General features: G+C 68.9%; 24 protein-coding genes and 1 tRNA gene. 17 read left to right on the forward strand and 8 right to left on the reverse strand.

Annotated features, from left to right (window positions below):
• Position 1: 1 nt before the first annotated feature.
• From ACOZ4I_RS15900 to ACOZ4I_RS15915, 4 genes are read right to left on the reverse strand one after another with little or no spacing between them, the layout of a single operon-like run.
• Positions 2-2,911 carry a DNA-directed RNA polymerase subunit A' gene (locus ACOZ4I_RS15900; RefSeq protein WP_424001263.1) on the reverse strand — a complete coding sequence of 970 codons (2,910 nt, stop codon included), beginning with the start codon at positions 2,909-2,911 and terminating at the stop codon, positions 2-4.
• Positions 2,908-4,734, reverse strand: coding sequence for a DNA-directed RNA polymerase subunit B (gene rpoB / locus ACOZ4I_RS15905; protein WP_424001265.1), 1,827 nt, complete (start codon positions 4,732-4,734; stop codon positions 2,908-2,910). Before rpoB ends, ACOZ4I_RS15900 begins: the two co-directional genes overlap by 4 nt.
• A 1-nt stretch (position 4,735) precedes the next feature.
• The gene (locus ACOZ4I_RS15910) at positions 4,736-6,301 is read right to left on the reverse strand and encodes a DNA-directed RNA polymerase subunit B'' (protein ID WP_424001267.1); all 1,566 of its coding nucleotides are present in this window, start codon (positions 6,299-6,301) and stop codon (positions 4,736-4,738) included.
• Positions 6,301-6,528, reverse strand: coding sequence for a DNA-directed RNA polymerase subunit H (locus tag ACOZ4I_RS15915; RefSeq protein ID WP_162413308.1), 228 nt, complete (start codon positions 6,526-6,528; stop codon positions 6,301-6,303). Before ACOZ4I_RS15915 ends, ACOZ4I_RS15910 begins: the two co-directional genes overlap by 1 nt.
• Positions 6,529-6,802: 274 nt before the next feature.
• Here ACOZ4I_RS15915 and ACOZ4I_RS15920 point away from each other — a divergent pair.
• The 6 genes from ACOZ4I_RS15920 to ACOZ4I_RS15945 all read left to right on the forward strand — a co-directional run bounded on the left by ACOZ4I_RS15920 (position 6,803) and on the right by ACOZ4I_RS15945 (position 10,961).
• Positions 6,803-6,875 (forward strand) — tRNA-Asp (locus ACOZ4I_RS15920).
• A gap of 585 nt (positions 6,876-7,460) precedes the next feature.
• Positions 7,461-8,114: a hypothetical protein gene (locus ACOZ4I_RS15925; protein ID WP_424001269.1), complete on the forward strand. Its 654-nt coding sequence runs from the start codon at positions 7,461-7,463 to the stop codon at positions 8,112-8,114.
• 116 nt (positions 8,115-8,230) lie between these two features.
• Entirely contained in the window at positions 8,231-8,536 is a 306-nt protein-coding gene (locus ACOZ4I_RS15930) for a winged helix-turn-helix transcriptional regulator (RefSeq protein WP_424001271.1), read from the forward strand.
• Between the two features lie 71 nt (positions 8,537-8,607).
• Positions 8,608-9,096 (forward strand): metallophosphoesterase family protein, encoded by a 489-nt coding sequence (locus ACOZ4I_RS15935; RefSeq protein WP_424001273.1) that lies wholly within the window; start codon positions 8,608-8,610, stop codon positions 9,094-9,096.
• A gap of 127 nt (positions 9,097-9,223) precedes the next feature.
• Positions 9,224-9,997, forward strand: coding sequence for a coenzyme F420-0:L-glutamate ligase (locus tag ACOZ4I_RS15940; RefSeq protein WP_424001275.1), 774 nt, complete (start codon positions 9,224-9,226; stop codon positions 9,995-9,997).
• A complete protein-coding gene (locus ACOZ4I_RS15945) occupies positions 9,984-10,961 on the forward strand; it encodes a 5,10-methylenetetrahydromethanopterin reductase (protein ID WP_424001277.1) in 978 nt (325 codons plus the stop codon). The genes ACOZ4I_RS15940 and ACOZ4I_RS15945 overlap by 14 nt, the downstream gene beginning before the upstream one ends.
• Here the strand turns inward: ACOZ4I_RS15945 and ACOZ4I_RS15950 are convergent.
• The gene (locus ACOZ4I_RS15950) at positions 10,918-11,136 is read right to left on the reverse strand and encodes a hypothetical protein (protein ID WP_424001279.1); all 219 of its coding nucleotides are present in this window, start codon (positions 11,134-11,136) and stop codon (positions 10,918-10,920) included. The genes ACOZ4I_RS15945 and ACOZ4I_RS15950 overlap by 44 nt on opposite strands.
• Positions 11,137-11,230: 94 nt before the next feature.
• On the opposite strand from ACOZ4I_RS15950, the gene ACOZ4I_RS15955 reads away from it, so the two are divergent.
• From ACOZ4I_RS15955 to ACOZ4I_RS15995, 9 genes are all read left to right on the forward strand, one after another.
• A complete protein-coding gene (locus tag ACOZ4I_RS15955) occupies positions 11,231-11,914 on the forward strand; it encodes a class I SAM-dependent methyltransferase (protein WP_424001281.1) in 684 nt (227 codons plus the stop codon).
• 69 nt (positions 11,915-11,983) lie between these two features.
• Positions 11,984-12,298, forward strand: a complete 315-nt coding sequence (locus ACOZ4I_RS15960) for a DUF7573 domain-containing protein (protein WP_424001283.1) — start codon at positions 11,984-11,986, stop codon at positions 12,296-12,298.
• 194 nt (positions 12,299-12,492) lie between these two features.
• A complete protein-coding gene (locus tag ACOZ4I_RS15965; protein ID WP_424001285.1) occupies positions 12,493-13,452 on the forward strand; it encodes an AAA family ATPase in 960 nt (319 codons plus the stop codon).
• A complete protein-coding gene (locus ACOZ4I_RS15970; RefSeq protein ID WP_424001287.1) occupies positions 13,449-14,423 on the forward strand; it encodes a DUF58 domain-containing protein in 975 nt (324 codons plus the stop codon). Before ACOZ4I_RS15965 ends, ACOZ4I_RS15970 begins: the two co-directional genes overlap by 4 nt.
• Entirely contained in the window at positions 14,420-16,639 is a 2,220-nt protein-coding gene (locus tag ACOZ4I_RS15975) for a transglutaminase domain-containing protein (RefSeq protein WP_424001289.1), read from the forward strand. Before ACOZ4I_RS15970 ends, ACOZ4I_RS15975 begins: the two co-directional genes overlap by 4 nt.
• Positions 16,640-16,693: 54 nt before the next feature.
• On the forward strand, positions 16,694-16,987 hold the full coding sequence (yciH, locus tag ACOZ4I_RS15980) for a stress response translation initiation inhibitor YciH (RefSeq protein WP_004516073.1): 294 nt from the start codon (positions 16,694-16,696) through the stop codon (positions 16,985-16,987).
• A gap of 172 nt (positions 16,988-17,159) precedes the next feature.
• A complete protein-coding gene (locus ACOZ4I_RS15985; protein ID WP_424001292.1) occupies positions 17,160-19,448 on the forward strand; it encodes a peptidase in 2,289 nt (762 codons plus the stop codon).
• A gap of 82 nt (positions 19,449-19,530) precedes the next feature.
• Positions 19,531-20,403 carry an EamA family transporter gene (locus ACOZ4I_RS15990; RefSeq protein WP_424001294.1) on the forward strand — a complete coding sequence of 291 codons (873 nt, stop codon included), beginning with the start codon at positions 19,531-19,533 and terminating at the stop codon, positions 20,401-20,403.
• Between the two features lie 42 nt (positions 20,404-20,445).
• Positions 20,446-21,471, forward strand: coding sequence for an AIR synthase family protein (locus ACOZ4I_RS15995; protein WP_424001296.1), 1,026 nt, complete (start codon positions 20,446-20,448; stop codon positions 21,469-21,471).
• Between the two features lie 84 nt (positions 21,472-21,555).
• On the opposite strand, the gene ACOZ4I_RS16000 is transcribed toward ACOZ4I_RS15995, so the two are convergent.
• Positions 21,556-21,720, reverse strand: coding sequence for a DUF7331 family protein (locus ACOZ4I_RS16000; protein WP_424001298.1), 165 nt, complete (start codon positions 21,718-21,720; stop codon positions 21,556-21,558).
• Between the two features lie 172 nt (positions 21,721-21,892).
• On the opposite strand from ACOZ4I_RS16000, the gene thiD reads away from it, so the two are divergent.
• Positions 21,893-23,251 (forward strand): bifunctional hydroxymethylpyrimidine kinase/phosphomethylpyrimidine kinase, encoded by a 1,359-nt coding sequence (thiD, locus tag ACOZ4I_RS16005; protein WP_424001300.1) that lies wholly within the window; start codon positions 21,893-21,895, stop codon positions 23,249-23,251.
• 114 nt (positions 23,252-23,365) lie between these two features.
• Positions 23,366-25,186, forward strand: coding sequence for a PAS domain-containing protein (locus ACOZ4I_RS16010; RefSeq protein ID WP_424001302.1), 1,821 nt, complete (start codon positions 23,366-23,368; stop codon positions 25,184-25,186).
• 8 nt (positions 25,187-25,194) lie between these two features.
• Here the strand turns inward: ACOZ4I_RS16010 and ACOZ4I_RS16015 are convergent, their stop codons facing one another.
• Positions 25,195-25,836, reverse strand: a complete 642-nt coding sequence (locus tag ACOZ4I_RS16015; protein WP_424001304.1) for a metal-dependent hydrolase — start codon at positions 25,834-25,836, stop codon at positions 25,195-25,197.
• 56 nt (positions 25,837-25,892) lie between these two features.
• Complete coding sequence (locus ACOZ4I_RS16020) at positions 25,893-26,621, reverse strand: TVP38/TMEM64 family protein (RefSeq protein ID WP_424001306.1); 729 nt, start codon at positions 26,619-26,621, stop codon at positions 25,893-25,895.
• Positions 26,622-26,623 lie beyond the last annotated feature (2 nt).

Below are 26,623 nucleotides of genomic sequence, written 5' to 3' on the forward strand. Positions count from 1 at the left end.
GTTAGTCGTCACCCTCCGCCATCCACCAGTCGTCGGCGTGCTCCGAGAGGTTGGTCCGCTCGGTTCGCGTCCCGAGGAAGCTCTCCTTCTGCTTCTCGCTCTCGAACTCCTCGTTGAGGACGCTGTCGGCGATCTGTTCGACGTCGACGGCCGGCTCGTCCTGGTTCGAGGACACGTCGACCGGCGACGTACCGTCCTCGCCGAACTCGAACTGAACGATGGTGTCCGAGGTGTCCCGGACGGTGCCGTCGTACTGCGTCTCCAGTTCGGAGAGCGCGTTGATGAGGCGGCGCTGGAGGTATCCGGATTTGGAGGTCCGGACGGCCGTGTCGACCAGCCCCTCGCGGCCACCCATCGCGTGGAAGAAGAACTCCTTGGGCGAGAGCCCGGAGCGGTAGGAGGCCTCCACGAAGCCGTGGGCGTCCGCCGAGAGGTCGCCCTCCTCGAAGTGCGAGAGCGTGCGGTTCTCGTAGCCACGGTTGATGCGCTCGCCGCGGACCGCCTGCTGGCCGACGCAGCCGGCCATCTGGGTCAGGTTCAGCATGGACCCACGCGCGCCGGACTCGGCCATGATGACGGCCGGGTTGTCGCTGCCGAAGTGGTCCTCGGCGATGTCACCGGCGGAGTCGCGGGCCTTGCCGAGCGTCTGCATGATCTTCATCTCCAGCGTCTCGTCGACGGTCCGACCCGGCAGGGATTCGAGGTCGCCCTGTTCGTAGGTCTCGATGAGTTCCTCGACGCGGTCGTAGGCGCTGTCGATGGCGTCGTTGATCTGCTCTTCGGCCTCGTCCGGGATGGACTCGTCGTCGATCCCGATAGAGAACCCGAAGTGCATGATCGAGCGCATCGCCAGCGCGGAGACCTCGTTGACGAGGATGCGGGCGCGGGTCCGCGAGTAGTCCTTGGCGATGGTGTCGACGATTTCGCCACCGAACGCGCCGACCGCGTCCTCGTCGATGGTCCCCTCGGTCATCTGGCCGTCCTCGACGACGACGGTGTCGCCGGCCGAGGACGTGAACTCGAGGTTCAGGTCGTCGGGCAGCAGCTCGGAGAACAGCGAGCGCCCCGTCCAGTACTCCTGGTCGGCGTCGTCGACGCCGTCCGGTTCGGGGAGCTCGTCGATCCGGGTCGCCCGTAGCAGGTCGAGCGCCTGCGTCTCGTTGAACTTCGGATTCGTGTGGGTCAGCAGGTACGTCCCGCTGATGTGGTCCTGAATCGCGCCGATGATGTTCTCGCCGAAGCGCGGCGAGAGCATCTGTTCCTGCACGCGCATGAGGACGCGCGCCTCCGCGCGGGCCTCCTCGTTCTGCAGGGCGTGCATGTTCATCTCGTCGCCGTCGAAGTCGGCGTTGTACGGCGGGCAGACCGTCGTGTTCAGCCGGAACGTCTTGTACGGCATCACGACGACCTCGTGGGCCATGATGGACATCCGGTGCAGCGACGGCTGGCGGTTGAAGATGATGATGTCGCCGTCCACGAGGTGCCGGGAGACCTCCCACTCGGGTTCGACCTTCTCGGCCAGTTCCTCGCAGTTCTTCTCGGTCACCTTCAGCCGGCGGCCGTCGGGCCGCTTGACGTAGTTCGCGCCGGGGTGGGCTTCCGGCCCGTTGGCGACGTACCGGCGCGCCTTGTCGAGGTTGCGCTCGGTGACGTTCATCGTCTGGGTCATCTCCTTTGCGACCCGGTCCGGGACGCCGACCTCGTTGAGCGAGAGCGTCGGGTCCGGCGAGATGACGGTCCGGGCGGAGAAGTTCACGCGCTTCCCGGACAGCGAGCCGCGGAAGCGACCCTCCTTGCCCTTCAGGCGCTGGGAGAGGGTCTTGAGCGGCCGGCCGGAGCGGTGTCGCGCCGGCGGCGTGCCCGAGATCTCGTTGTCCATGAAGGTGGTGACGTGGTACTGCAGCAGCTCCCAGAGGTCCTCGATGATGAGCTGTGGGGCACCGGCCTCGCGGTTCTCCATGAACCGCTGGTTGATGCGGATGATGTCCACGAGCTTGTGGGTCAGGTCGTCCTCGGAGCGCTGGCCGTTGTCCAGCGTGATCGAGGGGCGAGCGGTGACCGGCGGCACCGGCAGGACCGTCAGGATCATCCACTCCGGCCGGGAGCGGGCCGGGTTCATGCCCAGCACCTCGATGTCCTCGTCCGGGATGTCCTCGAACCAGTCCCGGATGTCGCTGGGCATCAGCTTGTTCATGTCCTCCTCGGTGAGGTCGACGGACAGGGCCTTCTCCAGCGCGCGGCGGTCCTCCTGTCGCGGGCGGAACTCGCCGCTCAGGATCTCCTGGACGCGACTGCTGTCGATGCCGGTCTCGTCGGAGAGGTCGATCGGCGAGATGGGGTCTTCGGACTCCTCCATCGCCTCCGCGATCCGCTCGGGGTAGTCCGAGGCCAGCACGTCCTGGACCTCGTAGTACGTGGTCGGCTTCTCGTGTTTGATGTCGTACTGCTTCTCGCCGCAGAACGGACAGCGGTCCTTCTTTCGGGCCTGCCGGATGGCGGCCTTCGTCACGTCGTTTAAGTCGCGACCGAGGTCACGCGTCCGCTGAAGTCGGTCCGCGAACTCCTCGCGCTCGTGCTCGTCGAGACAGAGCCGGGAGCACTCCCGGCAGGTACCCCGCAGGAGTCGGCGGATGAGCTTCGCGAAGCCGACGTGGATGACCGGCGCGGCCAGTTCGATGTGACCGAAGTGGCCGTTACACGACCCGCTGTGCTTGCCGCAGGTCTTGCACTCCAGCCCGGGGTCGATGACGCCCAGCCGGGGGTCCATCAGCCCCATGTCGATGGGGAAACCGTCGTCGTCGTACGTGTCGGCCGTGATGACCTTCGTCGCCGACATCTCGCGGTACTCCTCGGGGTCCATCAGCCCGAAGCTGAGCTGACCGATTTCCTGTGGTGTCTGTTGTGAGCTCATACGGCGTCCTCCAGTTCGATCCGCGGGGCGATACCCAGCGCCTTCATCTCGTCGAGCAGGAGCTTGAACGCGTAGGACATCTCGACCTCGTGGATGTCGGTCTCCTCCTCGCAGTTCGGACAGTAGACGCGCCGTTGCTCGACGTTCTCGACGGCGGTCATGCCGCACTTCCCGCAGACGTTGATCCACTCGCGGTCGGACTCGTCGAGCAGGCGCTCTTTGAGCGCCATCGCCGCGCCGTGCCCGATGAGCACGTCGCGTTCCATCTCACCGACGCGCAGGCCGCCCTCGCGGGCGCGACCCTCGGTGGGCTGGCGGGTGAGGACCTGCACCGGCCCGCGCGAGCGGGCGTGCAGCTTGTTCGAGACCATGTGGTAGAGCTTCTGGTAGAAGATGTCGCCGACGAAGATGTCCGCCTCGATCTTCTCTCCGGTGACGCCGGAGTACATCGTCTCCTTGCCCGAGGAGTCGAAGCCGTGCTCCTCCAGCGAGGAGCGCAGTTCCTCCTCGTCTTCGCCGGTGAAGGCGGTGCCGTCGACGCGCCGGCCTTCCAGCGCGCCGACCTTCCCGCCGATCATCTCCAGGATGTGGCCGACGGTCATGCGCGAGGGGAGCGCGTGGGGGTTGATGACGAGGTCGGGGACGACGCCCTCCTCGGTGAATGGCATGTCCTCCTGGGGCGCGATGTGACCGACGACGCCCTTCTGGCCGTGGCGGCTGGCGAACTTGTCCCCGAGTTCGGGGATGCGCTCGTCGCGCACCGAGACCTTCGAGAGCTTCGAGCCGTCCTCGCCCTCCATCAGCGTGACCGTGTCGACGACGCCGGATTCGCCCGAACGCATCGTCACGCTCGTCTCGCGGCGCTTCTGGGGGGAGAGCCCGCCCATGTCGTCAGGTTCTTCGAGGAACCGCGGCGGGCTGGTCTTGCCGAGCAGGACGGCGTTCTCGCCGACCTTCGTCTCGGGGTTGACCAGGCCGTCGTCGTCGAGGTGGGTGTAGGCCTCCTCGCCGCGCGCGCCGCGGACCTCGTCGTCGGGCATCTCGAAGCGGTCCTCCTGTCCGCCGGGGTAGCGGCGCTCCTCGCCCTCGTACGTGCGGAAGAAGTGCGAGCGGGCGAGTGCGCGGTCGACCGACCCCTGGTTCATGACGAGCGCGTCCTCGATGTTGAACCCCTCGTAGCTCATGACGGCGACGACGAAGTTCTGTGCCGCGGGGCGGTCGTCGTAACCGATCTGTTCGGTGGTCTGGGTCTTGACCATCGAGAGCTGGGGGTAGTGAAGCAGGTGCTGGCGCGTGTCCGGGCGGATCCGGTAGTTCGCGCTCGGCAGGCCCAGCGACTGCTTGATCATCCCCGACCCCATCGTAATCCGCGGCGAGGCGTTGTGCTCGGGGTAAGGGATCATCCCCGCACCGATCCCGAACATCAGCTGTGGGTCGACCTCGAGGTGGGTGTGGTTCTCGGTGAGTTCCTCCTCGCTGACGCCGACGAGGATGTCCTCCTCTTCCTCGGCGTCGATGAACTCGACGAGGCCGCGCTCGACGAGTTCCTCGAACTCCAGTTCGCCGTCCTTGACCTGCTCGATCTCCTCGTCGGTGATGAGTGGGTCGCCGTCCTCGACGACGAGCAGCGGGCGGCGTGCCCGACCGGCGTCGGCGTTGATGATGACCTCCTCGGTCCGGTCCTTGACGGAGACGTTCACCATCTGGGAGACGTCTCCGCGGCGTCGAGCCTGTCGGACCTGTTCTGCGAGCTGTTCGGGGTCGGGATGTGTCCCGACCAGGCTACCGTTTACGTATACTTTGGCTTCGCGTCCCTGACTCATGTTAATCGTCCGCGGGCTGCTGTTCGATCGACTCGATGCCGGGGATGCCCTGGACCCCCATCTCTGCGAGTTCCTGTTTCAGTCGCTGTGCGTCCTCGACGTCCTGTGACAGCTCCATGGCCTGGGCGAAGTTCTTCACCAGGCCGCAGTTCGGTCCCTCCGGCGTCTCGGAGGGGCAGATGCGACCCCACTGGGTCGCGTGCAGGTCGCGTGCCTCGAAGTGAGGCTGCGATCGCGACAGCGGCGAGCGAAGGCGTCGAAGGTGTGACAGCACGCCCATGAAGTCGGTTCGGTCGACCAGCTGGGAGACCCCGGAGCGGCCGCCGACCCAGTTCCCCGTCGCGATGGGGTGTTCGAGCCGTTCGGTCAGCACGTCCGACCGCACGACGGTCGAGACGGAGAGCTGGCGGTTTCGCATGTTGGCCCGTTCGAGCTGGTACTTCACGTCGCGTGCCAGCTTGTTCAGCGCCGTTCGGAACAGGTCGGTCATCAGGTCGCCGCTGACCTTCAGACGCTTGTTCGCGTAGTGGTCCTTGTCGTCGGATTCGCGTCGGTCCAGCGCCAGCTCGAAGCACGCCTCGGCCATCCGGCAGAGGTAGAACGCCTTGTTGATGCGGACCTCCTCCTCGTCGACGCCCTCCTCGTGGAGGTGCGGCAGGAGGTAGCGGTCGATGACGTAGTTGGCCCGCTTGAGCTGGTAGTTCTTGCCCTGCCCGGAGGCGACGCGCTTGCCCAGCGTCTCGATGGCTTCCTCGGTCGTCTGGACCTCGGCCTCCTCCAAGTTCTCCAGCATGAACTTGACGATCTCCGGGTCCTCGCTGACGCGGTGGACGATCTCCTCGTCGGATTCGAGCCCGAGCGCGCGGACCAGCGTCACGAAGTCGATGCTGCCCGAGACCGACGGGAAGGAGACTTCGAGCAGTCCATCACGGGTTCGCTCACACAGCACGAGGGCGCGGTAGCCCCGGCGCTGAGAGAACGTCTTCGCCACCTGCACTTCGTCGCCGTACTTGGTGTCGTACTCGGCCAGGATCTTGTTCGGGGCGAGGTCCTCGCTGGTCATCAGCACCCGCTCGGAGCCGTTGACACAGAAGTAGCCGCCGGGGTCGGCGGGGTCCTCGCCGATGTCGATGAGTTCCTCCTCGGTGAAGCCCGCGATGTTGCACTTGTTCGAGCCGACCATGATCGGCATCCGTCCGATCTTGGTCTCGGTGCGGTCGACGACCTCCTCCGGTTCCTCCTCGCCGCCGCGGACGATGGCCATCTCCATGAACACCGGCGCGGAGTAGGTGATGTTGCGGAGGCGGGCCTCCTGTGGGTACAGCAGTTCCTCGCTGCCGTCAGCCTCGCGGACCCGCGGGGTGACGACGCGCACGTCGCCCAGTTCGACCCACACCGGTTCCTGTCCCTCCTTGTCGCCGATGTCGGTGTCGATGGTCTCTTTCTCGTCGACGACCTGCTGCATCCCCCTGTCGAGGAACGCGTTGAACGAGCGGAAGTGGTGTTCGGCGAGCCGTTCCTTCGCGAAGTACTCGCGCGAGATCGCGCGGCGGTCCTGTGTGTCCATTATTCTACCACCAGTCGATAGACAACTGCGGTGTCGGTCGTCCGGGAGTCGCGTTCGATCCGAATCACGTCACCGACCTCGGCGTCGTCTGGCAACGCCTTGTCGGTGCGCTTGATCTTCGGAAGGTCCGTCTTTTTGATGTCGTACTCCTCGAGCACTGCTTCGAGATCTGCCTCGTCGACGACGCTGTGGTCTGGAACGAGGTCGTGTTGACTTACATCTACCATGTGTGTGCGTTGGGCCTGCTGCTGGAGAAAGTGGCTGTCACGAGATACTACAGGCCCATATTGTCGGCCAGCATATAACGCTTACCAACTTGGCCTGCCGTAGCTACCGGGCCCCCACCCAGACCAAACATGGACCGTGGGAGCGACTCGCGTAGCAGTCGATTGAACCAGTGGCGACATATTACTTTGGGTCTCGTCACGTGCACTCATCACAGGGCGCCTTCCTTTGGAAAGCCTTAATACCAACACCGGGATACGAAGAAGTGCAGCGAAGGCCCGGATGGTGTAGTGGCCCATCATACGACCCTGTCACGGTCGTGACGCGGGTTCAAATCCCGCTCCGGGCGTTTCTCTGAATTCAACTCGACAAGCGGTGCGTTTCATCGAACCGCGACCGCTCCATTCTGTGTGCGACTGCGAGGATTTGAACCCTGCCAGTCGCGCACAGCGAGAGCGCGGTTCGAAGCGATAGCGAGAACCGCGACGCGAGCGGCGAAGCCGTGAGCAGTGAGCGAGCACGTCTGGCTCCGGTTCAAACACCGACGGACGCAGTCCGTCGAGGCTCGCGAACGCGCTGCGTTCGCTCACTCCCGCTCCGGGCGTACTTCTGTCGAACTCAACTCCCCAGCGAGGCGTCTCGTCGCCGAGCGAGCGGAAAGTGGCAGTAAAGATCGCCTACGAGTCGTTATAGACCGAGTACCAATCCGACACGCTCACGAGCAGTGTTCGAGTGGGGGCGAGCGCCCCCGCCCTGTCATAGTGTCCGCCCACCACGAGGTGCGGACGTGCTGTTCGTTCACGCGTGACGGCATAGGTCTTGTGTCAGTAACACACGAGCAGGGGGCCGCCACGTAGCCCAGCACGACCGCGATTCGGTCGAATCCGGTGTCCGCGGCGACAAACTGTTTACGAGCCCCCGCGAAAGGAGGGGCATGGATGACGTGGACGGCGAGGAGATGCCCGGCGCGATCGTCGAGGCGTTCCTCGAACGCGAGGAGGGCGTCCGGGCGTTACTGGAGGAACTGGAGAAGCTCACGATCGAGGGCCGCCACGAGGCGGTCCGCGAGCGCGTTCGCAATCTAGCGGACAGCGACGAGTCGGTGTTCTACACAGTGGCCTTTACGCTCACCAACTCGCGGCAGTTCTTCGGCGACGTGGAGGCGCAACTGGGCGTCGGCGCGGCGGACCGCCTGCGCGACCTCGCCGAGACCTACCCGGCGCTCGCCGAGGCGTTCAACATCGTCCGGACCGAGCGGGCGGAAGACCGGCTGAATCCGGTGACCGACACGAGCTACACGGTGAGCTACCATCGCGGCGTCGAGTCACCGATGGTGACATACCGGCCGCTGTCGGGCGAACAGGAACTGTTCGAGTCCCGCGGGACGCCGAGCGAGGTGTTGCGGGTCGCCTCGGACCTGACCGCGGCGACCACCGACGCGCTGGACGTCGCGATGGACAGCGACTACTCAGTCAACACCGAGGAGCTGAGCGAACTGATCGACCGCCGCGAAGAGCTGGAGACGGAACTGAGCCGACTCCGCGACCAGCTCGACGAACTCCGGCGCACGCCGGTCTCCGACGAATAGCGTTCGGGCGAAGACGGCCCCGCTCGGACGCGAGCGTGCCGTCCGACGCGAACGTGGCGGGTCCACAACTGGGGCGTTTATATGGCGGCGAGCAATACGCACAGGTACGATTCTCAATGGGCATTGAAAGACTGGGCAATCAGGTCGAAAAAGAGAGCCGGGACCTGGCGATCCTCGAGGCCGTCATCGAGAACGGACCGATCGGCATCGTCCGGCTCGCGGAGGAAACGGGGATTCCGAAACACAAGGTGCGGTACTCGCTGCGGATGCTGGAGGACGACGAACTCATCGAGCCGACGCCCCAGGGCGCGATCCCGGCTGACGACATCGACGAGCACGTCGCACAGATCAACGAGGGCATCGACCATCTCGTCGGCCGACTGAGCGAACTCAAGAACGTCGTCGGGTCCGTCGAGAACTGACCGTCGGGGGCCGGTCACGCCAGCCAGTGACGGCCGGCACGCATATCTCCGTGGGGGCGCTACCCGGTTCTATGGAAGTCGCGCTGGTCAGCGATTCGCACGTCCCGTCGCGCGCCCACGAGGTGCCACCGTCGTTCCGCGAGCGCATCGAGGTCGCGGACCGGGTCGTTCACGCCGGTGACTTCGACAGCAAGAGCGCGCTGGCGGATTTCCGGCACATGGCGTCGGACCTGACCGCCGTCGCGGGCAACATGGACCCGCAGGTCGGTCTGCCCGAGCGGGCGACGGTCGAACTGGGCGGCGTCACGTTCGTCGTGACCCACGGGACCGGGTCGCCGCGGGGGTACGAGGACCGCGTCGCGGCGGCGGTACTGACAGAGGCCGACGCCGACGCGGTCGGCGTCTCGGGTCACACCCACGAAGTCCTCGACACGGTCCACGAGGGCGTCAGGCTGCTGAACCCCGGGAGCGTGACCGGGGCCGCACCGGCCGACCGGGCGACGATGATGACCGCGACGGTCGCGGACGGGACCCTCGACGTGGCGCTCCACGAACTGTAGCCCCGAGCGGTGACGGACGGAGCCGGCGGTGGCGAGCGGCCGCGGACGCGTACCGGCAGCAGTTGCCGCGGTTGGGCGGCTTTGCAGCGAACGCGGACCTTTTTCCCGCAGGGGTCACAGAGACGGTATGGAAGTCTTCGCGGTCGAGGGGCTGCCGGAGGTGCGGCCCGGCGACGACGTGGCCGAACTCGTCGTCGAGCGAGCGGACCTCCGCAACGACGACGTGGTCTGCGTCGCGAGCACCATCGTCTCGAAGGCCAAGGGCCGGCAGGCGTCGCTGTCGGAGTACGAGCCCAGCGAGCAGGCCCGTCGCATCGCCGAGTCCATCGAGGCGGTCGCCGGCGAGGAGAAGGACCCGCGACTGGCTCAGGCGATCATCGAGGAGTGCGAGGAGGTGCTGGTCGAAGCGCCGTTCGTCCTCGGCGTGACGCGGTTCGGCCACATCACCGTCAATGCGGGCATCGACCGCTCGAACGTCCCCGACGCGGACCTGCTGTTGCTCCCCGAGGACCCCGCGGCCGAGGCCGAGGCGATCCGGGCAGGCATCCGCGAACGGACCGGCGTCGCGCCGGCCGTCATCGTCACCGACACGTCGGGGCGGCCGTTCCGCCTCGGGCAGCGCGGCGTCGCGCTGGGGTGGGCCGGCCTCCCGGCCTCGCGGGACTGGCGCGGGGAACACGACCGCGAGGGCCGCGAACTCGAAGCCACCGTGCAGGCGGTCGTCGACGAACTCGCGGCGGCGGCGAACCTCGTCACGGGCGAGGGCGACGGCGGCACGCCGGTCGCCGTCGTCCGCGGCTTCGAGTTCGGCGATCACGCGGCCAGCGAGCAGCTGTTTCGCGACCCCGAGAACGACGTGGTACGGAAGGCGCTCAGAGAGTGGTCACATGTACGCGATTGAACTCACCCCCGAGCACCCGGTCGACCAGCTCGCCTCGTTCGCACAACGAGCCGAAACGAACGGTCTCGACGCCGTCTTCGCCAGCCACCACTACAACAACCGCGACCAGTTCATGGCGCTGACGGCGATGGCCCAGCGAACCGACGACGTGTTGCTCGGCCCAGGCATCGCCAACCCCTACGAGACGCACCCGGTGACGCTGGCCTCACGGGTCGCGACGCTCGAGGAACTGAGCGACGGGCGAGCGGTGTTCGGCGTCGGCCCGGGCGACAAGTCGACGCTCGCCAACCTCGGCTTCGATCACGACGACGCCCTCCGGCGCGTGCTGGAGACGGTCACGACCGCCAGGGCGCTCTGGGACGGCGAGCGCGTCGACCACGACGGCACGTTCGAGGCGGTCGACGCGGGCCTGAACTACGAGGTCGGCGACGTTCCGGTGTACGTCGGCGCGCAGGGGCCGCACATGACGCGGATGGCGGCCAAGCACGCCGACGGCGCACTGTACAACGGGGCGCACCCGAAAGATCTCGCGTGGGCGCGCGAGCAGGTCGAGGAGATGGCCGACGAGCGCCCCGACGAGTACGGCACGTTCGATCTCGCGGCCTACGCGAGCGTCTCGGTCGCCGAGGACGAGGCGGCGGCGCGAGAGGCCGCACGGCCGCCGGTGGCGTTCGTCGCCGCCGGGTCACCGCCGCCGGTGCTCGACCGCCACGGCATCGACCGCGACGCGGCGAGCGACATCGGCGAGGCGATTTCGGCCGGCGAGTTCGCCGACGCGTTCGAGCGGGTGACCGAGCCGATGCTGGACGCGTTCTGTATCGCGGGGACGCCGGAGACGGTGGCCGAGCGGACGGCGGCGCTGGAAGAACACGCAGACAGCGTGGTGTTCGCCTCGCCGCTCGGCCCCGATATCGAGACCGCTATTGCCCTGCTCGGGGCGGCGATCGACCGCCGGAACCGGTGAACAGCGAGAGGACGGCCCCCAGCGAGAGGTAGCCGAAGACGGCGACGGAGGCGGTCGTGATGACCGCGCCGACGACGAGCATGAGCGCCGCCAGTGGGTCGTTCAGCGCCACGTCGACGAACCGCGCCGGCATGGCGACGATGCTCTGGAGCAGTTCCGAGAGGAGCGATTGCATTGGTCGAACGTTAGCGCGGCCCCACTTTGCGTTTGCGTTCCGCTCGCGGCTCCGAACAGCGGGGGTTTTGGTCCTCGCCCCGCTGGGGTCCAACATGAGCGTCCGCGAGGAGTTCGACGACTGGGCCGCCGAGGGGAAAGACAGGGGCATGGAGGAGCGCCACTGGCACACCGCAAAGCACGTCCTCGCCCGGATGCCGGTCGAACCGGGCGAGACGATCCTCGACCTCGGAACGGGGTCGGGCTACGCGCTCCGCGCCCTGCGAGACACCAAGGCGGCCGGCCCGTGCTACGGGCTGGACGGGTCGCCGGAGATGCTCCGCAACGCCCGCGGGTACACCGACGACGACGGCGTCGGGTTCCTGCGCGGCGACTTCGACGCCCTCCCGTTCGCCACCGACAGCGTCGACCACGTGTTCTCGATGGAGGCATTCTACTACGCGAGCGACCCGCCACACACGCTCGAAGAGATCGCCCGCGTCCTCCGGCCCGGGGGGACCGCCCACGTCGCCGTGAACTACTACGAGGAGAACGTCCACTCCCACGGCTGGCAGGACTTCATCGACATCGAGATGACCCGCTGGAGCGCCGACGAGTACCGCGCGGCGTTCCGCGAGGCTGGCCTGGCCGTCGCCTCGCAGGACATGATCCCCGACCGCGACATCGAGATTCCGCCGGCCAGCGAGTTCCCGACCGACGACTTCGAGACGCGCGAGGCGATGGTCGAGCGCTACCGGGAACTGGGCACGCTGCTGACCGTCGGCGTCGCGACGGCATAGGGCCCCGCTCTCGGTGCTGTGGCCCGTTCGACCGACAGTGTATTTGCGGGGCGGACTGAACCACGACGTATGGGCGAAGACGCCTCGCTGGACGACTTTCTCGACGCGGGCGAAGAGAGCGAGGGAGGCGAGAGCGCCGCCGGTGACGACGGCGACGAGGCGGAAGCGGACGCCGCGAGCGAACCCGAGGCAGGCCCCGACGAGAGCGACGGTGAGGGAGACGCGAGCGCCTCGGAGTCGACCGATCGGGGGACGGTCGAACCCGCGGTGACGACCTACGCGTGGTCACCCGAGGGCGCGGCCTGCGCGGACTGCGGCGAGGTCGTGGAGCGGCGCTGGGAGCAGGACGGCCAGCTCGTCTGCGGAGCCTGCAAGTCCTGGTAGCGGGCCTCGACGGCCCGGCTATCGGCTGTGTATGTCTCACACGCATCCACAGAGTTACATACTCACACACCTTAAGAGCGGCTACGATAGAACGGTGCGGTGCACGGCCACAGCCACACAAGACACTTACTGGTCGCCCCGGGCAGGATATGCTACCCACCCGTTCCGGCACGTCGTCCCACGAGACCACGACAATGACAGACACGGACACCACAGGAAGCCGACAGTCGGACAGTTCCCTCCGTGACGCGACGCGGGTCGCGAACCAGGTAATCGAGAACGTCGAGCAGGTCATCGTCGGCCAGCACGACGCCATCGAGCACATCGTCATCGCGCTGCTGGGGCGCGGCCACGTCCTCCTCGAAGACGTGCCCGGCGTCGGAAAGACGATGCTGGCGCGCTCCGTCGCGGCCTCCTTCGACGGCGAGTTCAAGCGCGTCCAGTTCACGCCGGACCTCCTGCCGACCGACGTGACCGGCGTCAACGTCTTCAATCAGAAAACGCAGGAGTTCGAGTTTCGGCCCGGTCCGATCTTCGCCAACGTCGTCCTCGGCGACGAGATCAACCGCGCGCCTCCGAAGACCCAGTCGGCTCTGCTGGAAGCGATGGAGGAACAGCAGGTCTCGGTCGACGGGACGACCCACCCCGTCCCACAGCCGTTCACCGTCATCGCCACGCAGAACACGGTCGAGCAGAACCGGGCCTACGACCTCCCGATGGCCGAACTCGACCGCTTCATGACGAAGCTCCACCTCGGCTATCCAGAGGAGGCCGAGGAGACGGCGATGCTCGGCGACGTGGTCGGTCACCATCCAATCGAGGAACTCACCTCTGTCGCCACCCTCGACGCGCTGTCGGCGGCCCGCGACACGGTGGCCGACGTGACCGTCGAGGAGCCCATCCGCGCGTACGCGACGCGGCTCGCACGGTACACCCGCGAGAACGCGCAACTGGGCGTCAGCCCGCGCGGGAGCATCTCGCTGCTGCGGGCGGCTCAGGCCCGCGCGGTCCTCGACGGGCGCGGCTACGTCATCCCGGACGACCTCCAGACGGAAGCGCCCGTCGTGTTACCCCACCGCATCCGAACCGAGAGCAGCGAACAGGACGCCGGCGCGCTCGTCGCGGAGGCACTCGACACCGTCGACGTGGAATGAGACCGACACGACGCGGCGTCGCCGTCATCGCCGTGGCCGTCACTGCGCTGCTCGTCAGCGCCCGGTTCGGCCAGCCGGGGCTGAGTGCCGTCGCCGGCCCGCTGCTCGTCGGGGTCCTCGCCGCGGCCGTCCAGGTCCTGTGGGCCGGAGAGCCAGCCGTCGAGCGCAGCCGCCTCCGCCGTGGGTTCCCCGGCGAGACGAAACGCGTCGAGCTCCGCGTCGACGGCAGCGGTATCGCGGCGATCAGTGACACGCTCCCCGAGGGACTCGACGGCGAAGCCAGCGCCACGCGTTCCCTGCCGGCGACGGTGCGCTACGACGTGACCTACGGCGCCCGCGGCGAGCACCGCGTCGGTCCCGTGGACGTGACAGTGACCGACGCGCTGGGGCTGGTCCGGCGGGAGTACACGGTCGAGAAGACGAGTGAGGTGCTGGTGTACCCCCCGGTCTACCGACTGGGCGGGCCGGAGGCGTTCGCGCGGACGTTCACCCCCGAGAGCGAGGACCGCCAGTCGTTCGACCGCCTGCGCGAGTACGTCCACGGCGACTCGCTGCGGGACGTGCACTGGAAGTCGAGCGCCAAGCGCGAGGACCTGCTGGTCAAGGAGTTCACCGACACCCGCAGCGACCGCGGCCTGCTTGTCGTCGCGGAGGCGAGCGAGGGGCGCGCAGACGAGATGGCGGCCGCCGCGGCCACGATAACGATGGCGGCCCTCGAACACGGCCTCGCAGTCGAACTGGCCGTCCCGAACGCCGCCGTGAGCAAGGGCTACGGCGACACGCACCGGACGCGCCTGCTCGAAACGCTCGCCCGTGCCGAGGCTGGCCGAACCGACCGGGCGGCCGACGCCGACGTGGCGATCCGCGCCGACGGCGACGGCGTCACGGTCTCGGTCGACGGCCGCCAGCGCTCGTTCGCGGACGTGACCGCGAGCCGCGACAACCCGATCGCCAGCGAGGTGGGCGGATGAGCCCGCTCAACCGCCTCCGCGACCGCCTGCCCTGGAGCGCGTCGCGGCTGCTGGCGCTGCTCGCGGTCGCGCTGGCCATCGGCGCGCCGCTGCGGACGATGTACTACCTCAGCGACGTGGTCGGCTCGCCGGCGCTGTTCCTCGTCGTGGCCGCGCTGTCGTTCGTCGCCGCGACGGCGATGGCGCGGGTCCTGCGACCCACGCTGGCCATCGCCGTCGGTACGGTGCTGTTCGCCGGCGGCCTCGCGGCGTACCTGCTGAGCCTCTCGACGAACCCCGCGCCGACCGCGCTGCTCGCGGACACGGTGTCGCTGCTGACCGGACGGTCGCTGCTCCAGATCGCGAAGGTCAGGCTGTGGGTGCTGTCGTTCGCGCCCGCTCCGGTGTTCCTGACCTGGTACTTCGCGCTCCGGCGCTGGTACGTCACGTCGACGCTCGCCGCCGGGGCGGGGCTGGCGTTCTTCGCGCTGACGACCGACGCGGGCGTGGTGACGACGCTGCTCGGCGTCGTCGGCGTCGCCGCGACCATCGGTTTCGGGACGCTGGACACGCTCTCGACCGAGGAGACGGTCGACCCGAGCCGCCGGCCGAAGTCGCTCACCGCTCCCGACTCGCGAGGGGACGGGTCCGCGGACGACGAGGGCGTCGACAGCGGCCGACGGGCCGTCCTCGAACAGCTGGCAGCGATCATCGTCGTGCCGGCCGCGCTCTCGCGGCTCCCGCTGGCCCGAGACAGTTCCTTCTCCTACGACGACGGCTCGGGCGGCCAGACCGTCGAGGGGAGCCTCTTCGACGCCGGCGAGTCGATCTCCATCCTCGGCGACATCTCGCTGACGACGGCGGTGCGGTTCACCGTCGAGGCCGAGGAGCCCCGGCTCTGGCGGGTCGCGTCCTACGATCGGTACACCGGGGACGGCTGGGTCCGCACGGGGAACCCTCGCCCCTACGACGACCGCCGCCTCGACGGGCCGCCGGGCGAGACGCGGACCCTCAGACAGGAGTTCCGGGCCGAGTCGGCCATCGGGACGGTCCCGGCCGCCTGGAAGCCCGTCCGCTACTCGGGCGACCCGTCGATCTCGGTGACGAACGAGGGCGGCTTCCAGCCCGACGCCGACCTGGCGAGCGGCGACAGCTACCAGGTCCAGAGCGAGGTGCTCGTCTCGACCCCGTCCGAACTCCGCGAGGCCGGGACGGACTACGGCGACGCGGTCTCCGAACTGTACACGCAGCTCCCGGACAGTACGCCGGATCGCGTCGCCGAGCGCACGTCGATCCTCACCGCCAACGCCGAGAACCCCTACGAGACGGCGCTGGTCGTCGAGCGCTGGCTCCAGGAGGAGAAGGGGTACTCGCTCTCGGTCGACCGGCCGGACTACAGCGTCGCCGACAGCTTCCTCTTCGAGATGGACGAGGGGTACTGCGTCTACTTCGCGACGACGATGGTGGCGATGCTCAGGACCCAGGGCATCCCGGCGCGGTTCACCGTCGGCTACACCACCGGCCAGCGGACCGGCCAGAACGAGTGGGTGATCCGCGGGCTCAACTCCCACGCGTGGGTCGAGGCGTACTTCCCCGACCACGGCTGGGTGGAGTTCGACCCGACGCCCTCGGGCCCGCGCGAGGAGATCAGACAGCAGCGCATCGAGGAGGCGAACGCGAGCGGGCCATCGGTCGCCGATGGGACGCCGGTGTCGGAGTTCACGCCGACGCCGACCCCCACGCCGGTGCCGCTGACCGAGCGCGACGAGGGCACCACGCCGACGCCGACCCCTACGCCCACCGAGGCCGGTACCGCCGACCCGGGAGACGCGACCGGAACGGACGGTGGCGGGGCGGGCCTCGGCCTGCCGGACCTCCCCTCGCGCGAGGAGGCCGCGCTCGGCGTGGTCGCGCTGCTCGGCGTCGCGGCCGGCGCACGCCGCTCGGGTCTGAGCGAACGGGCCTACCGCGCGGTGTGGCTGCGCTATCAGCGCCGAGAGGACCCGGAGACCGACGTGGAACGGGCGTTCCAGCGGGTCATGTACGTCCTCTCGAAGCGCCACCGGAACCGACACAGCGGGGAGACGGTGCGGGCGTACCTCGACGCGGTCGGCGCGGACGAGCGCGTCCGTCGGCTGGCGTCGCTCCGGGAGTGGGTCCGCTACGGCGGTGAAGTGACCGAGGAGATGGCCGACGAGGCCGTCGAAATCGCCGATACCGTCGTTTCGGATCGGTAAGCCCGGCCTGTCCCCGACAGTGTTTAATAGGTCGTGTTCGTAGGCGCGATTGTAATGTCGGAAGTCTGCTCGACGTGCGGGCTGCCTGAGGAGCTCTGCGTCTGTGAGGACGTCGCCAAAGAGTCCCAGGAGATCAACATCCGCATCGACGAGCGCCGTTACGGAAAGGAGGTAACGATCATCGAGGGATTCGACCCGAAAGACGTCGACATGGACTCGCTGTCCTCGGACCTCAAGTCGAAGTTCGCCTGCGGCGGCACCGTCGAGGACGGACAGATAGAGCTCCAGGGCAACCACACCGGCCGCGTCGAGGATTTCCTCCGCGACAAGGGCTTCAACGTCGCCTGAACTCCAGACTGTAACGGTTCTCGCGATAGCTCCGCGTCGAGCGACTGCCACGGCGCTCGAATGCCGTCGTGAGAAATACCGGCGGAGACACCCGCAGCACACATAGTACAGTGTTACCAACCCGCATAGACGGCGGTCAGCTATTTCAACCACGAGGCGATAACTGTTCTCAATGCACGCCCTCACCCGGCGGTGGCTGACCGTCGGGCTCGTAGTGGTCCTCCTCGTCGGCGGCGTCGTCCCGCCGCGAGCCACGGCGCTGTCGGCCGCGGAACCTGTGGCGGTCGACGGTCCCGCGGTCGACCAAGTTGAGGCGGCGGTCGCCGCCGAAACCGCGGCGGGCGACCGGCCGGAGTCCCCCGACCGACAGACGGCGAACCGGAGCGACCGGGCCGGGGTCCGAGCGGGGAGCGCTGATATCGCGCCGATCACGACGCGACGGCACGGTGACACGGCGGTCGCGCGGTCGGTCGCCGCGACGCCCGCCAGTCGGGACGCGGCCGCGAGCGACACGGCGGTGGCCCAGACCGACGGTGACGAGATCCGCCAGACCCAGACCTACGCACGCATCACCGAGGAGCCGGGCCGAGTGGCGGTGCGACTGACCTACGAGATCCCCGACCGGGTCGTGGGACTCGACACGCGGGTCCCCGATGGCGCGACCGTGACCGAGGCCGACGGCTTCCGCCGCGTCAACGCGACCGCCTACGAGTGGGACGAGGAGACGACCCGCGCGGTGATCCGCTACCGCATCAACCCCAATCGGACGGTCAGCAAGAGCGGCCCGGAGGGCGCGGACGGGAGATACGTCAGCGTCGACGCCGGCGAGTGGGCGCTGCTGACCCGGTCGCGGACGCCGACGCGGTGGCGCTACGTCGGACAGGACCCGGTCAGATTCAACCGGACCGTCGAGACGGCCGGGCCGGGCGCGGCCGGCGAGGAACTCGTCTACCTCGGCGAGGTCGCGACGTTCGAGCGGACCGCGCACAACCAGACCATCGAACTCGTCGTCCCGGAGCGCACGACGATGGTGTCCTCGCCCATCGCCGTCCTCGACTCGCTGACGAACGCGTCGAACGCCCTGCGCATCGGCGACCGGGACGAGCGCGTGTTCGTCGTCGCCGCCCCCTCGACGGCGGTCCCGTGGGGCGTCGCGGGGTTCCAGCTCGGCGACTCGGACATGTGGATCCAGTCCGACCGCCGGCTCAGTTCGGCGAACAACGTCTGGCTCCACGAGTACGTCCACACCAGGCAGTCGTTCACGCCGACGCGGGAGACGCGCTGGCTCACGGAAGGGATGGCGACGTACTACGCCGCCGCACTGACGCTGGAGCAGGACCGAATCGACTTCGCGTCGTTTCGCTCGCGGCTGTCGCTCGGGACGCGGTCCGTCTACGACGACGTCGCCCTCGCGGACCCCGACAGCTGGACCGCGAACGCGAACTACAACAAGGGCGGGCTGGCCGCCGGACAGATCGACCGACGAATCCGCGCCGAGACCGGTCGAAACCGGACGTTCCAGAACGTAGCGCGCGGGCTCAACGGCCGACAGGAGCCCGTCACGCAAGCGCAGTTGCTCGCCGAGGTCGAGGCCGCCGGCGGCGCGCCCGCCCGGAACGACACGGTTCGCTACACCGAGACGACAGCGGCAACGCCGGTGTGGAACCAGACCACCCACCAGCGGTTGTTCGGTGAAATCCCCGCCCGCATCGGATACAGCCTCCCGCCGGTCGACCAGCGCGACGCCTACCGTGCGGGCGGTCCGTACCGACCCGGCGCGCCGGTCGGCGGAAGCGAGCCGATCCGCCTCGTGACCGGCGAGACGCTCGTCGTCGACGTGGTCGTCGAGAACGCCGGCGGGGCGGCGGGCGCGTACAACGCCTCGCTCGCGGTCAACGGGACGGCCGTGGCCGCTGAGCAGGGGCAGCTCGCGGCCGGCGAGCGCGTCGTCGTCCCGCTGTCGCACACGTTCACCGACCCCGGCCGATACGAGGTCAGCGTCGACGGCGAGCGCGTGACGGTGGTGGTGACGGACCCGGGCCAGGCCACCGTGACCGAGGTGGCGGTCAGTTCGCTGACGGTCAGGCAAGGCGAGTCCGTGACGGTGACCGCGACCGTCGCGAACGACGGCGACGTGCCGGCGGCGGCGACCGTCGTATTCACCCAGAACGAGACGGCGGTCGCCCAGCACCAGGTGTCGCTCGCGCCGCGGACGACGACGCGAGTGACGCAGCCGGTGACGCTGTCGCGGCCCGGAACCGTCTCGCTGTCTGCCGGAAACGGCCGCGACGCCGGCCCGAGTGTCGACGTGACCGTCACCCCGGCGACGGCCGAGCCGACGCGGACTCCCGCGCCCACTACGACCGTCGAGCGGACGACGAATGGCCGCGGCGACGGCTTCACCGTCGCCCTCGCGCTGCTCGCGGTGGCGGCGGCCGCGTTGCTCGCGCGTCGGCGGTGACGGACGCCACACTGCTCACGAGTCGGCGTCGGCAACGGACGCGAAGCGAACGGCTCTTGCCCCCGGCCCGCCGCGTTCGAGTGTGAACGTCGGAATCGCCTACGCCGCCCTCTCCGCGCTGCTGTTCGGCGTGTACCTGTTCGTGATGAAGCGGTGGTTCACCGGCTACCCGTCCCCAGTGTTCCTGCTCATCACGTATCTCCTCGTCCCCGTCGTCTACCTCCCGGTCGTCGCCGTCGCCGACGCGCCGTTCCTTCCGGCGGGGAATCGCGTCAGCGTCCTCACGTCGATACTCGCCGTGACCGGCATCACGGCCATCGGCCTACTTACCCTGTTCCGGGCGATCCGCATCGGCGAGGTGTCGTACGTCTCGCCGATCAGCAAGATCGTCCCCGTGTTCGTGCTCCCGCTGGAAGTCGGACTCCTGGGACAGCACCTGTCGCCGCTCCAGATCGCCGGCGTGCTCGTCGCCACGGTCGCGGTCTACGTCGCCAACTGGCAGGGGACGGCACTTCTGGCCCCACTCAGACGAGCCTGGCAGTCCCGGCCCGCACAACTGGCACTGTTGTCGGCCGCCACGTTCGCGTTCGTCGACGTTGGCAAGCGGGTGCTGATGCAGGAACTGGCGATCGAGCCGACGACGTACATCCCGGTAATGGGAGTCGGCATCGCCGTGCTGATGGCCCCGTTCGCGCCCCGGTACGGCGTGCCGGCGACGTGGCGCGCGGACCTGCCGAAGTTCGCCGTCGCGGCGGTGTTCGTCGCCTACTCGAACCACGTCGTCCTGCTGGCCTTCCAGCAGCTTCCGGCCAGCATCGTCTCGCCCATCGTCAACGGGCAGGCCATCATCGCCGTGATCCTGGGCGCCATCGTCCTCGACGAGGCGCACTTCCGCGCCCGCCTGGCCGCCGCGGGGCTGGCCATCCTCGGCATCGCGATGATCTCCGTCGGCTGACGGATGGCCACCGCTTAGTACCACCGGCGAATAGGCCGGGCCATGCCAGATCTCGGCAAAGCCGACCGCACGTTCTTCGACGAGTACATCTACCCGAACCTCGGGGCCGACCGCGACGACGTGACGCTGGGCCCCCAACACGGCGTCGACTTCGGAGTCGTGGATATCGACGGGACGGCGGCCGCGATGGCCAGCGACCCCGTCTTCGTACTGCCGTCGCTCGGGTTCGAGCGGGCCGCCTGGTTCGCGTTCCACATTCTCATGAGCGACGTGGCCGTCTCCGGGCTGTCGCCGACGCACCTCTCGGTCGACTTCAACCTCCCGCCGGAGATCACCGACGAGCAGTTCCGCACGGTGTGGGAGACGTTCGACGCGGAGGCCCGCGACCTGGGCGTCTCGGTCGTCACCGGCCACACCGGCCGCTACGCGGGCTGTAACTACCCGATGGTCGGCGGCGGGACCGCCGTGTCAGTCGGCGACTTCGCGGACCTCGTCCGGCCGGACGGCGCGTCGGTCGGCGACGAGATCGTCGTCACGAAGGGGCCGGCCATCGAGGCGACGGGGCTGCTGTCGATCCAGTTCGAGTCGCTCATGCGCGAGGAACTGGACGGGGCCGCGGTCGACGACGCCACCGACCGCTTCTACGACATGAGCCCCGTCCGGGACGCGCTGACGGCCGCTGCGGCCGGGCCGGTGACGGCGATGCACGACGCCACCGAGTGTGGCATCTACGGCGGCCTCTACGAGATGGCGCGCGCCGCCGACGTGGGCATCGAACTGGAGACCGACCGCGTCCCGATGCAGCCGGGCGTCGAAGCGGCCTGCGAGTTCTTCGATATCGACCCGTGGATCTCGATCAGCGAGGGGACCCTGCTCGCGGCGGTCGACCCGGCGGGCGTCGACGACGTGCTCGCGGCGCTCGCCGAGGAAGGCATCCCGGCCGCCGCGGCCGGCGAGGTCACTGCCGGCAGCGGACTGGTGGTCGACGGCGAGCCCACGGACCACCCCGGCGTGGACCCCTTCTGGGGGACGTTCGAGGAGTACATGGGCAAGCAGTCCGAGGAGTGAGATCACACGCACCGCTCGCGCGTCGTCACGTGACCGGGCGGTCCTCCGTGTTACAGTAGCCGCCGGAAGCGGGTGGCGGAAAAGTCAGGCCGATTTCGGTTCCGACGAGGGTCCGATCTGTACCGCATAGCTGGACTGGAGCCATGCCGTGGGGTTGTCGGTGTCGTAGACGACGACGTCGCCGCCGCCGGTGGTGAAGCTGCCGTACTGCTCGTCGGAATCGTTGGTATCGCTCGATGCCGGTTCCATTGTCGTACGGTCGGTGTTCTGCGACAGGCAAACATAAGCGTTTCTCAAATGTGATATGGAGTATTATTAGCATACTAGGATCGTGGGGTCGAATATACTGGGTTCGAAGGCAGTAACCTCCGGCGCGGTCGAGACCAGCATCGCTTTGGGGTCGCCGGCACAGCCCACGCGTATGACACGAGCCGACGCACCGGTCGCGCCGCCGGTCGTCCTGACCATCGCCGGGAGCGACTCCGGCGGCGGCGCGGGCATCCAGGCCGACCTGAAGACCATCGAGGCCGGCGGCGGCTTCGGGACGAGCGCGATCACCAGCGTCACGGCACAGAACACGACTGGCGTGCAGGGCCAGCACCTGCTTCCCCTGGAAGACATCGAGTCCCAGTTGACCGCGGTGCTCGAGGACTTCGACGTGGCCGCGGTCAAGACGGGGATGCTCGCGACGAGCGACGTCGTCGAACTGGTCGTCGAGTACGCCGACGACCTGCCGAACCTCGTCGTTGACCCGGTGATGGTGGCGGCCTCGGGCGACCGCCTGCTCGAACCCGAGGCCGAGGCGGCCTACGAGGACCTGATCGCGGCGGCGTCGGTGGTCACGCCCAACGCCGACGAGGCCGCCGTGCTGACCGACCGCGAGGTCGACGACCCCGACGCCGCCGAGGCGGCCGGCCGCGACCTCGTAGCGATGGGGGCCGACAGCGCCCTCGTGAAGGGCGGGCACGTCCCCGGCGACGCCGTGGTCGACACGCTCGTGACCGACGGCGAGGTGACGACGTTCCGCCACGACCGGGTGGACACCGAGGCGACCCACGGCTCCGGCTGTACGCTCTCGTCGGCCATCGCCACCCGACTGGCCCACGGCGACGACCGGACCGAGGCCGTCGCGAGCGGCATCGACCTGCTTTCGAGCGCGGTCCGCTACAACCTCGACGTGGGCGAAGGACCGGGTGCGGTCCACCACCTCGTCCAGACGCGTAACGAGGCCGCCCGCCACCAGACGAGCGAGGCGGTCGAGCGCGCCGTCTCGGCGCTCGTCGAGGCGGACGTGTCCCCGCTGGTCCCCGAGGTGGGCATGACCGTCGCCGGGGCGACTCCCTATGCGGAGACGCCGGACGCGGTCGCCGCCGTCGAGGGCCGCATCACGCGGACGATGGACGGCGTGCGCCCGAACCGCGGCGTCCGCTTCGGCGCGTCGACGACGGTCGCGCGCTTCCTGCTCGCGGCGCGCGAACACGACCCCGCCGTCCGCTTCGCCGTCAACTGCCGACTGACCGAGGCCGTCGAGGACGCGCTCGGCGAACTGGGCGGGGCCGTGCCGTCGTACGACCCCGCCGAGCGGTCGACCGACGGTCGCGCGGCCGAGACGACTCGCTGGGACGTCGGCCGCGCGTTCGAGGCCAGCGAGGAGACGCCGGTCGCGGTCATCGACCGCGGCGACGTGGGCGTCGAGGCGAGCGCGATGGTGCTCGCGGCCGACGCGGACGCACTCGTCTCACGCGTGAGAACGGTACAGTCAGCGGTCGAGCGGCCGTGAGACTGGGCCGGCGTCGTGCGACCGCAGCCGCGACTGGATCCGGTTCGTGGACCGGCGTTTCAGACCGTTGAAATTAGGGTAAGTGTTATGGTAGGTGCCTGACATTGACTGGCAATGCCGCCCCCTGAGACGGGTCCCGCGGAGCAGCCCCCGGCCGAGTCCGCGGCTGACCGGATCAGCGTCCTCTACGTCGACGGCCCCGAGCACGGGGGGCGCGTCGAGCGGTACCTCGAACGCGAGGACGGCCGCTTCGAGGTCGTCACCGCGACCGGGCAAGACGAAGCGAGAGCGCGACTCGCCGAGCGCGACGTCGACTGCGTCGTCAGCGACTACCAGTTGCCGACCGGGAGCGGTATCGAGTTCCTCCGACGCGTCCGCGAGGACCACCCACGGCTGCCGTTCGTGCTGTTCACCGGGAACGGGAGCGAGGCGGTCGCGAGCGAAGCCATCGCCGCCGGCGTCACCGACTACCTGCAGAAGGGCGGCGACGACGGTTTCGCCGCCCTCGCCGAGCGCGTCCGGGACGCCGTCGAACGACACCGGTCAGAGCGGGCCGCGGCAGCGAGGGAGCGACGACTCCGCCGGAGCTGTGAGCGCGTCAGCGACGGCTTCCTCGTCCTGAGCCGGGCGTGGGAAGTCGAGTTCGTCAACGGGGCCGGCGCGACACAGTTGGGCGTCGCGCGGGACAGAGTCACGGGCCAGCACCTCTGGGACGCCGTCCCGGACCTGCGCGGATCGCCCGTCGAGGACGCGCTTCGATCGGCGGCGGACGCGGTGGAACCGACGACGGTCGAGACGGACTGCGATCCGCTCGACGGCTGGTACACCGTCACCGCGTATCCGGACGAGGACGGACTATCCGTGTTCTTCCGAGATACGAGCGAGCGAAAGCGCCGCGAGCGGGAACTCGAAGCGACCAGAGAGCGCTACGAGGGGCTCGTCGAGGCGTTCCCCAACGGCGGCGTCTTCCTGTTCGACGAGGAGTGTCGGTTCACCGCCGCGGGCGGCGTCGACGTGGAGGCGGTCGGCCTCTCGGAGGAGCAGATGCTCGGGCGTCGCCCGTCAGAGGTGTTTCCGCCGGAGAACGCCGCGCTCCTCGAATCGGCCTACGAGGCGGCCCTCGACGGTGAGCGCCAGTCGTTCGAAGACAGTTTCAAGGGACGGTACTACCACGTCCAGACGTTCCCGATCCGCGACAGCGACGGCGACATCGTCTCGGGAATGGCGGTCGCACAGAACATCACCGACCGGAAGGAACGCGAGGAGCGCCTCCGACGGCAGAACGAGCGCCTGGAGACGTTCGCCAGGTTCGTCAGCCACGACCTCCGCAATCCCCTGAGCGTGCTCCAGGGGGCACTGTACCTCGCGGAGGAGACCGGAGAGCCGGAGCACTTCGAGCGCTGTCGGAACGCCGTCGAACGGATGAGACAGCTGATCGACGGACTGCTGGCGATGGCCACGGACGGGGAGGAGGCGAACATGGCGGTCGCGGCGATATCGCTGCCCGACTGCACGCGGAACTGCTGGCAGACGCTCGACACCGCGGGCGCGACGCTCGTCGTCGACACCGACCTGACGGTCGAGGCCAACTACGTCAGGTTCAGGCAGTTGCTCGAGAACCTCCTGCAGAACGCGCTCGACCACGGGCGGACCGCGTCGAGCGACGACGGCGCGGCCGACGGTGAGGTGACGGTCACCGTCGGAGCGCTGGACGACGGGGCCGGATTCTTCGTCGCCGACGACGGCCCGGGGCTCGCAGACGACATCCGCGGCGAGGCGTTCGATCTCGGCCGGTCGTCGGCCGAAGACGGGACCGGACTGGGCCTCGCCATCGGCAAGCAGATCGTCGAGGACCACGGCTGGGACATCCGCATCACGGAGTCCGCCGACGGCGGCGCGCGCTTCGAGGTCAACGACGTGACGGTCCTGGAGTGAGCGTCGGGCTACCGGAACCGGATGGCCAGCCGCGACCCGCCGTCGTCAGCTTCCTCGACGGCGACGGACGGGAGCACGCCGGGCGCGATCGAGCCGACCGCCGCAGCGACGGCGGCGAGGTGCTTGCGCGACAGGGAGTACAGTCCGGTGACCGCGAGCAGGGCGAGGAGCGCGCCGTCGACCGGCCCGGGCGTCGCGGGCGAGGCGACGGCGACGCCGGCACCGACCGCGGCGAGCAGAAAGTCCTCCGGCGCGCCCGAGTACCGGACGTACCGGCGCGGGCGGTGCCACCGGCCGAGGAGGTGGTTGTACACCGCCACGTCTCTCGTCGGGTTCCAGGGTTCGGCCTCGGGGCTGCCGGCGAACACGTCCGACAGCGAGTGGACGGCCGCCGCGGCGACGGCGACGGTACACAGGACGAGCGCCGCGGTGCCCGTCGCGAGCGCAGCGGCTCCCAGAACAGCGGCGAGGACAGAGAAATACGCCGGGAAGTGAAGCGACTTCCGGTGGGTGGCGAGCAGGTCGGCGTCGGGCGCGAGGCCGCCGACGAAGGCCGCGGCGAGCACCAGCGGCGGGGCGGCGTACTCCGAGAGCGCGGGGGCGGCGAGCGCCGCGAGGGCGACCGTGGTGAACGCGTGCGTCGTCGCCATCATCGTCTACTGACCGCTACATTCGGCTCGGGAGAGATAAATACTGCGCGCGCCGCTCACTCGCCGGGTTCTGGGTCGGCGAACAGCGAGACGAGGCGGTCGCGCAGGACGAACACGGCGACCGAAAGCGCGGCGAGCGCCGCGACGACGAGGGCGAACGAGCCGACTCGGTCGCCGGCCAGCGACTGACCCGCGTACGCCGCCGCGAGGAACGACGGCGTGCGGCCGACCACGACGAGCGCGAGAAACGTCCGCAGACGCAGGTCGGAGAGCCCCGCGACGAAACACAGCAGGTCGTCCGGGAACGTCGGGAGGAGAAAGAGGACGAACAGGCCGACGAGGCCGTTCCGTTCGAGGAATCGGTCCCAGCGCGCGAGAGCCTCGGGCCGCATCACCCCCTCGACGTAGGGCCGGCCGTAGCGGCGGGCCAGCGAGAACGCCGCCGTGCTCCCGAGTGTGACGCCGAGCAGGCTGTACAGCGTCCCGTCGACGACGCCGAAGAGGTAGCCGCCGACGCCGCCCAGCACCTGCCCGGGAATCGGGGCCAGAAGCACCTGGCCGGCCTGCAGCGCCACGAACGCGAGCGGGGCGAACGCGCCGAACGCGGCGACCTGCCGCCGCAGCCAGGTCGGGTCGAAGAGGCGCGGGACGGCGGCGTGCAGGCCGACGCCGAGCGCGACGAACAGCGCGAGTAGCGCCGTTCCCCTGACGGCGGCGTCGCGACGCGCCGCTCTGGACCTGAAAAAGCGGGTCGGCTCGCCGTCCGACGACTCGGAAGGGGACACGG

The organism is Haloarcula salina, assembly GCF_049603855.1.
GTDB lineage: Archaea > Halobacteriota > Halobacteria > Halobacteriales > Haloarculaceae > Haloarcula > Haloarcula salina_A.